Below are 12,374 nucleotides of genomic sequence, written 5' to 3'. Positions count from 1 at the left end.
GTCGGGGTGGCGCTCGTCGAGATGACCGGACCACGGTTGGTCAAGGTGGAGGTGTTCCCGGGCAAGAACGCCAAGCAGATCGAGTCGTTCACCTCGGCCGCCCGGACCTACGAACGCTGAGCCACTTGCTGGTTCGACCGATCACGATCGCGGCGGTCCTATCGCCCGGGGCCAATCGACAATTGAGAGAAGTCTGCAGGCTTTACGATGCTGGCCCGAGCGTCTAATGGTCGATTGGCCCTAGGTAACGCTTCTGAGGGCCCGTGATCTCAGGTAGGTGAGCACCACGATGGTTGTCCCGCCGATCCCCGAGATCAGGCCCGCGGCCTGCGTCCCGATGGTAGATACGCCGCCGGCATGGACTGGCACGGTAAGCTGCACCTGATCGATCAACTGACCGGCGGGGTCCTCTGGTCGACCGACCGAGCCCAGGACCGGAACGGGCTCTACCCGCCAAACAGCGAGCTTGGCGGGGGGTTCTTCACCAGCGGCGCCACGGCGTTCAGTCCCAACGGCCAACGCCTCGCCGCGGGCGGATCCAACGGCTGGCTCGTGATGTTCAACCTCGCGGGAGACGTCCTCTGGTCCAAACCGTTCGGCGGCCAGATCCGGGCGCTGCGCTTCACGCCCGATGGCACTGCGCTCGCCGTTGGGGCTGGAGACTGGAAACTTCACCTCGTCGATTCATCAACAGGGACAACCCGATGGACCGGCAACAACGAGTTCTGGCCGTTTTTCTTCATTGCCATGGACACCAGTGGCACGCTCGTTGGCTCGGGCGGCAAGGACGGGACGTTCAGCCTCTGGGATGCACGGACCGGCGCGGTCCAGTGGAGCAGGGACTTCTACACCGCCTTTGTCACCGGCGGCAGCATCAGTGCCGATGGACAGCGGGTGCTGGTCAGCGACTGGGGCTTTGGCGTCCGAGTCTACGATCGGCAGGGAGAGGTGCTCTGGTTTCGGCGCTTCCCACACGCCGTCGCGGCCATGACGGCGGACGGCATGCTCGTGTTTGTGACTTCCTACGATCCAGAGCTTCGGCGGAGTGATTTCTGGCTGCTCGATGATACTGGACGGGTCATCTGGAGCTACACCCCGGACCTGAACCAGTACTGCCAGAACACGTTGAGCCCATTCCCCAGGGGCCAGTTCCTCACAATGCGACTGGCGCCGAGCTACTCAGGCACAGTAAAGGCGGCCGCTGCATGCATCGGCGGCAGCGTATTCGAGTTCTCGATCCCGGTTGCGCCGTGAGAGCACGATACGCAGAAGGACGATCAGGATGGGCCTGTCGCTCCTACGTTCGCCGCGTCCCTCTCAAGGTGAGTGGGTTTTAGGCCCGCCTATGCCACGAGACCAGCTTCGGCCTTTGACGGCGATGCGCCGTCCGCGGCGAGCGCCAACTCGATTGCGTCGGCTACGACCGCGACTTCATGTCTCCAGGCGGGCCCAGGGCACCAAGCGAGGCCGAGGGACCACCAAACAGGCCGTCTTCGGCATCCTGGCCCGTGGGGGTCAGGTGTGGGCGGAGGTGGTGCCCAACGTGGAGGCGAAGACCTTGTTGCCCCTGCTCCACCAGCAGGTCGCCGTTGGTTCGGTGGACTGCTCGGATACCTTCACCAGCTACACGGGGCTGGCGGCAGGAGGTTATGTCCATCGGCTGGTGGACCACAGCCAGAGCTTCAGCGATCGGCAGGGCGGTCACGTCAACGGCCTGGAGGGCTTCTGGGGCTACCTGGAGCGCCGCCTGGCAGCCAAGGGGGGCGTCCGGCAGGAAGGACTGCCCCTCTACTTGGCCGAGCATGTCTGGCGTTACAACCACCGCCATCTCTCCCGAAAATAACAGTCGCAGCAACTCCTCAAGCTGGTGTATACTAACTTCCTGGCTGGAATGCGACTATACCCATCTTGTGTAGGGGAGGCATTCATGGTTATGAAGAGGTGGTCCCCGGTCCTCTTGCTGGTGAGTCTTCTGATGGCCCTGGCTGCCCTGGCGGCGGCGTGCGGGGGACAGGCAGCCCCCACGCCCACGCCCACGCCAACGGAGGTGCCCAAGGTAGAGCCCCAGGTTGATGTCAAAGCGCTCCAGCTGGGAAAGGCAAACCCTCTGGATGAGAGCACGAAAGACCCCACCCGAGCCGGTGGTTCCACCTTCTACATCGTGCAGCTCCAGGCAGCCAGGGGCCAGTGGGTCTCGGCCGACTCCGATAACAAGATCAGGGCGAACCGGAACCAGCCGCAAATGTGGGAGACCTTCCTGCTCTTCGACTTCAACGGTGGGAATCTGATGCACGACGACTGGGTGGTGCTCATTGCCCACAACGGGTTCTTCCAGGCTGTGTGGCCCAGGAACTTTGGCTACACTGCGTGGACTCCAACGTTCTTCAAGATCCACCGCTGCTGCGGCAGGACCGGCCAGATCACGAACAACGACAAAATCGACCTGTGGGTAGGTGGCACGTGGTGGTACCAGGACCCGCGAGGCGATTGGAAGTGGGGCAACCCCTATATGGTTGCAGGGGACGCCGGCGGCGGGGTCGTCGACTTCAACCGGGGCGCCCCCTATCCTGGCGAGACCTGGGACTGGATGATCTTCACCATCCGCAACGTCGGCGGGGCCACCGCTTCACCCGCCATTGCCCAAGCGGGCCAGAACCTCGGCCTGGTCGGCCCCTTTCAGAAGGGCGCCAACATCATTCAGCAATCGACCGGCTTCACCATGCCCATAGGCAACAACTTGAACAATGCGACCCCACTCACCGCTACGACTCCGTAGGGACAGTGACATGGAGAAAAAGGGGAACTTTTCCCGGCCATCCACCGTCTTATTTGTGTAGAGGAGGCATTCATCGCTCTGAAGAGGTGGTCCCCGGTCCTCTTGCTGGTGAGTCTTCTGATGGCCCTGGCTGCCCTGGCGGCGGCGTGCGGGGGCGGAGGGCCTTCCGACCTCGCAGTGCCTACGGCCTCGCCAACTCCCACCCCCGCGCAACCCCCACCCAGCGGCGCTGAGTGGACGGCCCTGGTGTACGTGGCCGCCGACAACAACCTGGAGCCCTTCGCCCTCACCAACCTCCAGCAGATGGCGGAGGTCGGCTCCACCGACAGAGTGCGCGTCGTGGCCCAGGTGGACCGGGGAGGCAACGTGGACAAGGCCATCGCCAACCTGGCCCCGTGGAGCGGCGCCAAGCGCCTGTATGTGGAGCGGGGCAAGTTCACCGAGGTGGCCAATCTGGGCCAGGTGGACATGAGCGACCCCAGGACACTGGCCGACTTCATCGCCTGGGGCAAGCGAACCTACCCGGCCAGGCGGTACGCCCTGGTGCTGTGGGACCACGGCGCCGGATGGGTCGGCTTCGCCACCGACGACAGCGCCGGCAAGGAGGCTCCCATGTCTCTGCCGGCGATGGCCGCCGCCCTCCAGGAGGGCGGCGTCACCTTCGACCTCCTGGGCTTCGACGCCTGCCTGATGGCCACGGTGGAGGTGGCCCTGGAGCTCCAGCCTTTCGCCAAGGTGCTCGTGGCGTCGGAGGAGCTGGAGCCGGGCGTGGGGTGGGACTACACCGCCCTGCTGGGACCCCTCACCAGGGACCCGTCCATGAGCGCCCTGAACCTGGCCAAGGCCGTGGCCGACGGCTACATCGCCAACCTCAAAAAGAATAAGCCCCAGCAGGGGCTCTACAGCACTTTGAGCGTGGTGGACCTGGAGCAGGTGCCCCAGCTTGCCTCCGCCTTCAAAGCCTTCGTCGGTGCCCTGGACCGGTACGTCCTGGCGGAGGCCGGGCCGGGCACCGCCCAGCAGCTCACGCGCCTGGGCCAGGTGTTCGGCAAGGCCCGCTTCGATACCCCCTCCTTCGGACGCCAGTGGCTCACCGATCCCGGTGGCGCCTTCGACCTGGGACTGCTGGCCGACAACGCGGCCAAGGCCACCAGGGACTCCCGCATCACCAGCAGCGCCGCCGCCCTGAAGGAGGCGATGGGAAAGGCCGTCCCCTACACTGTCGCCGGTGACGGCTACAAAGGCACAGCCCTGAGCGGGCTCACCCTCTTTCTGCCCATCACGCAGAGCTTGCCTCAGACTAACGTCGCGACCTACGCCCAGCTGGCCAAGACTAAAGAGACCGCCTGGCCGGAGCTAGTCCGGGCCTTCACCAAGGCGGCGAAAGGAGACAAGACCAAGCCTGTGGTCCCCCAGCCGCAGATAGATGCGGCCTCCGTCACCCCCGGCCGCACCCAGGCGAAGGTCACCGGCAGGGTGACCGACGAGACCATGGTGACGGGGGTTGTGGTGGGAGTGGTGGGGCTTCTGGGCCAGCAGGAGGTGCTATTCAGCTTTGAGGAGCAGCGCCGCACGTACCAGCCCATCAACGACTACGCCTACACCTTCGACGGGACCGGCTGGTACCTTCACGGCGGCAAGGAGCCCCAGCTGGTGTTCACCGTCGTGTGGCAGCCGGGACAGCGGATGGTCTTTGGCCGCTACCGCCAGGCCGCCCTGGCTCGGGAGACAGAGGCATACTTCATCTATGACGAAAAGGCCGGCACGCTCATCGGTGGATTCGAGGTGGTGGGTGGAGCGCTGGGCGCCCTGCTGCCGGGGGACGCGTCCACCTTCCAGCCGTACCTCCTGACCCCGAAGCTGTCCACCTACACAACAGAGCCGGTGCCCGTTGACCGCTCAACCTTGCAACGCGGGCCCCTGCCCGATGGCGACTACCTCATCACCGTCACCGGCTTCGACTTGGGGGACAACGCAGCCACAGGCGGCATCCTAGTCTCCGTTGGCGCTGGCAAGGAGCCCACCGCGCCGACCGCCTGCACCCCGGACGAGGTGGACGCCGCCTCGACCATTGGGGAGCACAACGCCCGCCTGGGCCTGCCCAGACCGGGCAACCTCACCCTGGGCCTCCGGGTAGACCGGAACCTGGTGGGGCAGGTACGCCACGTGGTGGACGTCTTCGGGGGGGACGAAACCGTGGACCTGCGGGTGGTGGGCCCGGACGGCCGCACCGTGGGCGCCAGCGGAAGGGTCTCCGGTCACGCCGCCGACGCCTTCGACCCGCCCATCTCCGGCCTCTACCAGCTCATCCTCACCGAAAAGACCGGCGTCGCCAAGACCGTTTTCCTCACCTGGACCGTCTCCCGGCGGCCCGGCTGGGTGCCACCCGATCCCATCGACCTGGACAAGGAGCCGGAGAAGGTGAGCCTCCTGGAGCAGCCGGGCCTGCGCCTGGGCGCTTTCACCGTTCCGGCGAAGCAGGTCCTCACCCTGAGCCTGGACCTGGACCCGGCGAAGACGCCGTGGGCCGGGTACAGCGTGGGCGTCGTCGAGGGACCCCAGTCGCTGGTAATGGCGGTCGTCAGCCCCGATGGGAAGGCCCTGGACGGCGTCGTCCTGTGCGGGACCCACGCCGGCGGCTTCCCGGTGACGCAGAAAGGCGAGTACAAGTTCATCTTCGACAACCGACAGGTCCGGATCAACCAGATTGTGGCCGTCCTGCTGGAGGGCCACGCCCTGGAGGCACCCCCGGCGGCCCCCACCACCAGCCAGACCCTGGCCGACTGGTGCACTGGCGACCACTCCCAGGAGTTCACCGTCCCGGCGGGATCCATCCTCCGTCTTCTGGTACCCTGCGACAGCACCAGGGCGGCGCGGGTGGCATATAACCTCACCCAGATCACCCAGAAGTACCTGGTCCTGGCACCCGACGGCGGAACCCTGGACAGCGGACAGGACGAGAACATCGTCCAGGGGGCCTTCCCTGTCAACGTGACGGGCGAGTACGTGGTGGCGCTGGACAACTCCGGCACCCTCCGGGCCCGGACCACCCGGGTGACCCTCTCCGTGACAGCCCGCACCGCGCCGACGCAGACCGCTACGCCCACGCCAACGCCTGCACCCACCCCGGCGCCTGGCGTGACGCCCACACCCACCCCGACACCAACTCCTACGCCAGCTATGACACCGTTACCGGCACCTACACCGACGCCCTCGCCCACGCCCACGCCCTCGCCCACGCCCACTCCTACACCCACCCCCGGGCCCACCGTGCAGCGGCTACCGGAGTTCGCCACCGGCGAGCACACCCAACAGTTCGCCCTGGCCCCAGGTCAGGTCCTGACCCTGGTTATCCCCTTTGACGCCGCGGTCTCCTCCCGGGCAAACGTCGGCCTCACCTACCGCGCAGGCAGCGGCCGCGTTGCCTATCAGATCAAGGCGCCCGATGGCACGGTGCTGGCCAGCGGCAACGTCAGCAGCATCCTGACCCAGGAGAGCATCACCATCAACGCCACGGGGGACTACGTCATCGTCCTGGACAACAGCGGCAACCCCGACAGCCGCACCATGGAGGTTGCTGTCTCGGTCAGGGCGCGGTAGAGGTCATCCCGAAATTCTCTTGGGTAAAGTCATAATCCAGCCGCCAATCGGGGAACTACGACATGACAAGAATGCGTTGGGTCCTGATAGGCCTCTGTATCGCGTTGCTCGTTGCGGCGTGCGGCGGGAAGCAGGCGCCGCCCGCGCCGACGCCGATGCCGCAGGCCGCGACGCCCACGTCCCAGTCCACGGTTGCTGCGACGCCAACGCCCGTGCCTACACCTACACGGACGCCGCTGCCGGCTCCAACGTCCACACCAACTGTGGCCACCGTCACCCCTACACGAGTGCCCACGCCGACCCCCTCCCCAACGCCTACACCAACGCGGGTTGTGCTCCCCTCAGCATCCGAGATAGAACAGGCGCGGGAGCGTTACCAGGCAAACGTAACCAGGGAGATCCTCGCGGGGAGAGGGAGCATTCGGGTGCCGACAGGGTTCGACGATTGTGCTGCGGGCCTCCTTGGCCAGTCAAAGTTTGATGCCCTTCGCTCAGGGCGGGAGCCTATCGGCGGCAGAGACAACGATATGGCCGCAGTGTGCCTGCTGCGGCTGGGAGCTAGTATCACCACTCTGCTTAGCTACCGAGACGAGGTGTCGGTGAAGCAGGTTGACTCCACTTATCGCGTCGCTCCAGGCAATACCTCCGGCTTCTTCAAGACTGGCCAGAACGCTGATATCCTTCTGTCAGGGTTTGACTTTAACAACGCGGGCGGGCCGCTGGTCTTCAACCACCCTGGTGGTATTGCCACGGACGGCACACACCTTTTCGTAGCTGACATCTTCAACAACCGAGTGCTCGTATGGAACAGCCTCCCCACGGACAACGTGCCACCGGATCTGGTGCTGGGACAGCAGGACTTCATCAACAACAACCCTGGTACAGGACTGGACCAGATGAACTGGCCAGTGAGTATCTCCATGGGCGGCAATCGCTTGGTGGTGGCCGATACCAACAACTATCGCATCCTCATCTGGAACACCATTCCGACCAGGAGCGGAATCCCCGCCGACCTGGCCATAGGGGGTATTGCTAATCTTGAAGGAGGAGGTGAGGTGTCCAAGAGCCGCTTTTTCTGGCCATGGGGAGTCTGGACTAACGGGGAGAAGTTAGTGGTATCCAGCACCCAGCATGGTGGCATCCTCATCTGGAACACCTTTCCTACAAAGAGCGATCAACCCGCTGACCTCTTGCTGAAGGGCGGCGGCAAGATAGGCACACCCAGACACATCACTAGTGATGGTAAGTCCCTCATCGTCGGCGACCATAACGCCAGAGTCGAAGGGCAGCCCTCCTTCGGGAGCTTTGTCTGGAAGACCTTCCCCACCGCCGACGACCAGCCTTTTGATTTCTATCTCACATACAACACCAAGTGGTTCCGGGGGACTTTCACCTCGGATGGGAAGCTTATTACAATGGACAGCACGCTGCGCGTCTGGAATACGGTCCCCAAGGACGCTACCGCTGCACCTGACCTTACACTGACCAAGTGGTCGTGCTTCAGCCCAGGAGACTACGAAGCAGTCGCCGTCGCTGGTAGCAGACTCTACGTGTCCTGCGGCAACGGCAACATGGTAGTAGGCTACAACGCTACCCCCACTCGGCCGGACCAGGTTCCCGACTTCGTCATCGGTAGCCCTGACCTCGCCACTAGCACCCTGGAGACCAACTTCATCATTCAGAATGGGCTTGTTGCCTCCAATGGCAAGAGCCTCTTCGTAGGCTCCGATTTTGACCGGAAGCTCTATGTGTGGAAGAACTTGCCGGACCAGAGCGGTGCCCACCCGGACTTGGTATATGCCTTGGCTACTGGGCCCGCAGACATTGCACTGTGGAAAGAGAACCTGGCCCTTGCTGGAATAGACGTAGTTTACGTATGGAAGGAGCTTCCTGTCACCGGCAAACTCCCCGACATTACTTTCATCCGCATGATAGGTAGTGTCCGCTTCGGTAAGCTGGTGGGCGTTGCCATGGACGACAAGTACTTCTATCTGGCCGATGCCAGTAACAACAAAGTCTACGTTTGGAATGGGATCCCATCGCAGAACTCCGAACCCGCCTTTGTCCTTGACGTTGAGGAGCCGGGGAAGCTATCCAGCGATGGCACCTATCTTACGGTGGCTCAAAACTTCAAACACAAGGCCCTTGTCTATCAGGTGGACACTCTCAGCGCTGCCGCCAAGCCGGTCTCCATAGGCGGCGTAGGCACCTTTAATGGAGTACCAGCGGCAGGGACAGCAGGCGGCCACTTCTTTCTGGTGGATGGAGGCTTTAACCGAGTGCACATCTGGCGCAACATCCAGGACGCCCTGGCTGGCAAGCCAGCAGACGTCATCCTAGGGGCCAACCTCCACAGATACAGGTATGAGATCGGGCGAAACACGCTCTTTGCACCCTTCAGTTTCTCTTTTGATGGGAGCTACCTGTGGGTAGGAGAAGTCAAGTTTTCCACGCGTCTCCTGCGCTTCAGCCCGTTGCCATAGGGCTCGCTTCCAAGTCTGATGCTTGCAGGGTGTCTAAGCCTTTTCCCCTTCTGAGCGGTTTCTACAGCGATTCGTCGGGCCTAATGGCGACACGCAGAGGGAACCAGGAGGGATCAATAACCTTGAGGAAGGACGGTCTGTGGGTAGCACGCCTGAGCCACGAAGGAAAGAGGTACGCCGTTTACGGAAGAACAAGGGACGCGGCAAGACAAAAACTTCGTGAACTGGAAAGAAAACAAGACCAGGGCCTTCCTCTAGTCTCCTCGCGCGTCTTACTAAAAGACTACCTTGTGGGGTGGCTGGACAACGCCAAGAACAAGGTTCGACCCAAAACTTATGTTGATTACGAGACCACAGTGCGCCACCATATTGTCCCAGTCCTAGGTCAAATCAGAATAGCCAGACTTACCCCTGAAGACATCGACAAAGCATGGGCTACACTGCTGCGGGAAGGCGTCTCTGCCAGTGTAGTCCAGCACGCACACTTACGCCTTTCCAAGGCCCTCAATGATGCCATGCGCCGTAATCTCATTTTCCGTAATCCATGCCAGGCTGTGTCCCCACCGAGACCTGAGAGAAGAGAACTACGCGCCCCTGACGCCAATGAGGTTCATCGCCTTTTGGAAATCAGCAAGGAGACTGAATACTACGAAGCCATCTATACCGCCTTCTTTACCGGCCTCCGTCGTGGCGAGCTTCTAGCCCTCAAATGGATGGACATTGACCTAGACATGGCTACCCTGTATGTAAACCGGAGTGTATATCGGGCCAAGGGGGGTCAGTCTATCTACCAGGACCCCAAAACAGCCAAAGGCAGGCGCTTAGTCAGCCTTACCCCATCAAATGTTCTGATACTGCGGTCACTGCTTGAGCGCCAAAAGGCTGATGGGCTTCTGCAAGGACATGCCGTTAATGAGGCAAGCCTTGTGTTCAGTTATCGCGATGGACGACCCATACTCCCCAGGGGAATTAGCGGAGCTTTCACCAAAGCCATGCGCCGCGCTGGACTAAAGGGTTACCGGCTTCACGACGCCAGACACGCCCACGCTTCACTAATGCTCAAACAGGGCGTCCATCCGAAAATTGTCCAGGAAAGGTTAGGACACAGCCGTATTGAGGTAACACTAGACGTTTACAGCCATCTGGCCCCAGGACTCCAAGAAGCCGCAGCTCTCCGTTTCGAGGAAGGGCTAAATGGAGCGAGAAAATCCATGACAGAAGAACTAATCCAGCCTCAATTGGTACAAAAACTGGTACAGTGAGCCAAATGAAAGGGCCTCTGGCGATGTTCCAGAGGCCCTTTTTGTATCTAAATCACTGGAGCGGGCGATGGGATTTGAACCCACGACCCTCTGCTTGGGAAGCAGATGCTCTGCCCCTGAGCTACGCCCGCCCTGTATCGCATGTTATCGGCCTCCCATACCCTTGTCAACGCTCGTTTCCTTCACTCCGTGACGCCTTCTGGACTACTCACCTGGAACACGCTGCGGCGCTTCCCGGCCCGTCTCATAACCTGGCCCCATAGCTACCGCTCGTACACTGCCGCCTTCGCCGTGAAGCCCTGGACCTCGTTCGCCCCCTTACCTGGGAATATCTCTATCTTGAGCCTTCGCGCGTCCAACATCTGCATCAGCACCGTGCCTTGGACATCCCCCATCGGCTGCACACGGAACCCATCGAAGGACTCTTTATAGTTCCAGCTTCGACCGTTCTGCTGGTTGATATATCCCCAGGGCCGCAGCTCATATTTCACAAGCCCCGTGGCCACGCTCACTTGAGCCGGATCAGGGCCGTTATCCGTTACACAGAATTGGCGAGGTTGTCCCTGGAAGTCGCCCAGCGACACGATGACCGCCGTGGGGTCGTACGCGTGGTAAGTGACCGCCAGATGTGTTTTGAAGAAACTGCTTTGCGACAGGCCGGCGTACCCGTTGGTGTTCTCGACAAACCAACCTCCGATCAGACGTCCGTCGATGTCGTAGTCCGCGCGCCCGCCCAGCGGCTCCGCCTGGCGGACCGACTTTGCCCGCAGTTCTGAGCGCAGCGGCTACCGAAAGAGCGAGTAAGGATCGATGGCATAGAGCCGCCACGGCTCCGCCTCGTAGTGCTGAGGGATTACATAGCCTTCAGTTAGTGTGCGCAGGTCGGCAACCCACAAATCAACTCCCTGGCTGGACGCGCCCGCTTTTCCAATTATCTTGCCTTCTTTGATGGGGATCGACACCCCTCTTTTTAGGCCATCCATCTGGGCGGCGATGTCCGGCGCCAGTTCGTCGATGAGGTCATACTGCGTGACAATCGAGCACGAATGGCGGATGGTGATGTGGTACTGCGGGCTGCTGGACTGGCCAGTATCAACGCTCACCCGCCGTACCGTAATCTCCACTATCGCGCCGTCGCCCACCGACAGCACGTCGTAGCGAGGGTCGGGGCCCTGTTCGCCGAAAGCGTATCCTTGATGGTCGCTGGGGATGACGTGGGCGCCGACCATCAAGCCGTACGGCGCGATGTTTATTATGTTTTCCATCTTAAGCGGTGGCGCGCCGAACTCTACCGATTCTCGATCTTTACATCCCCGCTGCATCTGCTGCGACCACCAGGTTGAATACATGACGGCAGGCAAAGCTGGGCTCGGTGTTGGCGTGGCCGTTGGTGTTGGCGGCAAAGGTGGCGATGTCCTCGTGGGAGTAGCCGTAGGCGTTGCCGTGGGGTTAGGAGTGAGTGTTCGCTCCGCCGGCGCTGTCTGGGCAGGCGTCGCGGTCGGCATTGCGATAGCCGTCGGTATCGCCCTAAATGTGGGTGTTGGAGACGGGAAGGGTGTCCACGTCGGAGTGGGCGTTGCGGCAGGGCTAAGAGTTGACGCCGTGGTTTCGCACGCGGCTATTAAAAATGTGACCGCGATGAAGAGTATTGCCCGCCGCAAGCACATCATAGTCGGCGGATTGTAGCACCCTCGCTGTTCGGAGCGCTGAGAACTTAAAGGTCAGTATTGCCAGGATATCCTAAGCGCTCGGCTCTCTATCCCTTGTCAACGCATTCTTGGGCTGCGCCTTGACACCCCTCCATCTAGCCCCTTTAATCTAGCCATACCACTCTCGCCCCTACGCAGGAGGGCCCCATGCCCGCCAAACGCGACCCCCAGTCCAAAGAGTCTATCGCCAAGGAGACCACCCGCCAGGCCTCGCGACTTTGGGGCGCGCGGCGCGCCCAGCTCCTCCAGTCCACCATAGTTGAGCACGCCGCCCACATGGAAAAAATCTACGAGCGTCTCCCCTATTTTGAGGAAACGCCCACCTTTATGTGGCACAACCATCCGTAAACCTTTGTGGGTGTGGGCCGAGCGAAGCGATATAGTTACCAGGAGTCATCCATGACCAAGCCCAATTTCCTCACCATCGGCCAGGCCTCCAAGCAGATCGACGCAGGCAAGCTCTCTCCCGTCGACCTGGCCGGGGCCTGCCTTAAGCAAATCGACCGCCTGGAACCCAAGCTCAAGGCCTGGGTCACCATCGACC

The 12,374-nt window shown here is 61.9% G+C and carries 9 protein-coding genes, 1 tRNA gene and 1 pseudogene; 8 read left to right on the top strand and 3 right to left on the bottom strand.

Going from position 1 to position 12,374, the window contains the following annotated elements:
• Nucleotides 1-357: 357 nt before the first annotated feature.
• The 6 genes and pseudogenes from FJ320_12095 (at nt 358) to FJ320_12070 (ending at nt 10,121) form a co-directional block, all read left to right on the top strand.
• A complete protein-coding gene (locus FJ320_12095; GenBank protein ID MBM3926693.1) occupies nt 358-1,254 on the top strand; it encodes a WD40 repeat domain-containing protein in 897 nt (298 codons plus the stop codon).
• A gap of 28 nt (nt 1,255-1,282) precedes the next feature.
• Complete coding sequence (locus tag FJ320_12090; GenBank protein MBM3926692.1) at nt 1,283-1,843, top strand: IS1595 family transposase; 561 nt, start codon at nt 1,283-1,285, stop codon at nt 1,841-1,843.
• An 84-nt stretch (nt 1,844-1,927) separates the two neighbouring features.
• Entirely contained in the window at nt 1,928-2,776 is an 849-nt protein-coding gene (locus FJ320_12085) for a hypothetical protein (protein MBM3926691.1), read from the top strand.
• A gap of 102 nt (nt 2,777-2,878) precedes the next feature.
• Nucleotides 2,879-6,376: a hypothetical protein gene (locus FJ320_12080; protein MBM3926690.1), complete on the top strand. Its 3,498-nt coding sequence runs from the start codon at nt 2,879-2,881 to the stop codon at nt 6,374-6,376.
• Nucleotides 6,377-6,576: 200 nt separating this feature from the next.
• Nucleotides 6,577-6,702, top strand: a pseudogene (locus FJ320_12075) (energy transducer TonB).
• Between the two features lie 2,240 nt (nt 6,703-8,942).
• Entirely contained in the window at nt 8,943-10,121 is a 1,179-nt protein-coding gene (locus tag FJ320_12070) for a site-specific integrase (protein MBM3926689.1), read from the top strand.
• Nucleotides 10,122-10,177: 56 nt separating this feature from the next.
• Here the strand turns inward: FJ320_12070 and FJ320_12065 are convergent.
• From FJ320_12065 to FJ320_12055, 3 genes are all read right to left on the bottom strand, one after another.
• A tRNA-Gly gene (locus FJ320_12065) sits at nt 10,178-10,252 on the bottom strand.
• A gap of 132 nt (nt 10,253-10,384) precedes the next feature.
• A complete protein-coding gene (locus tag FJ320_12060) occupies nt 10,385-10,627 on the bottom strand; it encodes a hypothetical protein (protein MBM3926688.1) in 243 nt (80 codons plus the stop codon).
• A 279-nt stretch (nt 10,628-10,906) separates the two neighbouring features.
• Nucleotides 10,907-11,470 (bottom strand): hypothetical protein, encoded by a 564-nt coding sequence (locus FJ320_12055; GenBank protein MBM3926687.1) that lies wholly within the window; start codon nt 11,468-11,470, stop codon nt 10,907-10,909.
• Here FJ320_12055 and FJ320_12050 point away from each other — a divergent pair.
• Complete coding sequence (locus FJ320_12050; GenBank protein MBM3926686.1) at nt 11,469-11,807, top strand: hypothetical protein; 339 nt, start codon at nt 11,469-11,471, stop codon at nt 11,805-11,807. The two genes, FJ320_12055 and FJ320_12050, sit on opposite strands and share 2 nt — an antisense overlap.
• A 170-nt stretch (nt 11,808-11,977) precedes the next feature.
• A complete protein-coding gene (locus FJ320_12045) occupies nt 11,978-12,178 on the top strand; it encodes a hypothetical protein (protein MBM3926685.1) in 201 nt (66 codons plus the stop codon).
• The last annotated feature ends 196 nt before the right edge of the window (nt 12,179-12,374 follow it).

It is taken from the genome of SAR202 cluster bacterium, assembly GCA_016872285.1.
GTDB lineage: Bacteria > Chloroflexota > Dehalococcoidia > Lucifugimonadales.
The sequence above is the reverse complement of the archived record's forward strand: the minus strand, read 5'-3'. Positions and strand labels throughout refer to the sequence as shown.

Excerpts from the sequence above, each read along its gene's own strand:
- FJ320_12070 (MBM3926689.1), top strand. The coding sequence starts at position 8,943 with ATGGCGACACGCAGAGGGAACCAGGAGGGATCAATAACCTTGAGGAAG.
- FJ320_12045 (MBM3926685.1), top strand. The coding sequence starts at position 11,978 with ATGCCCGCCAAACGCGACCCCCAGTCCAAAGAGTCTATCGCCAAGGAG.
- FJ320_12095 (MBM3926693.1), top strand. The coding sequence starts at position 358 with ATGGACTGGCACGGTAAGCTGCACCTGATCGATCAACTGACCGGCGGG.
- FJ320_12050 (MBM3926686.1), top strand. The coding sequence starts at position 11,469 with ATGACGGCAGGCAAAGCTGGGCTCGGTGTTGGCGTGGCCGTTGGTGTT.
- FJ320_12090 (MBM3926692.1), top strand. The coding sequence starts at position 1,283 with ATGGGCCTGTCGCTCCTACGTTCGCCGCGTCCCTCTCAAGGTGAGTGG.
- FJ320_12085 (MBM3926691.1), top strand. The coding sequence starts at position 1,928 with ATGGTTATGAAGAGGTGGTCCCCGGTCCTCTTGCTGGTGAGTCTTCTG.
- FJ320_12055 (MBM3926687.1), bottom strand. The coding sequence starts at position 11,470 with ATGTATTCAACCTGGTGGTCGCAGCAGATGCAGCGGGGATGTAAAGAT.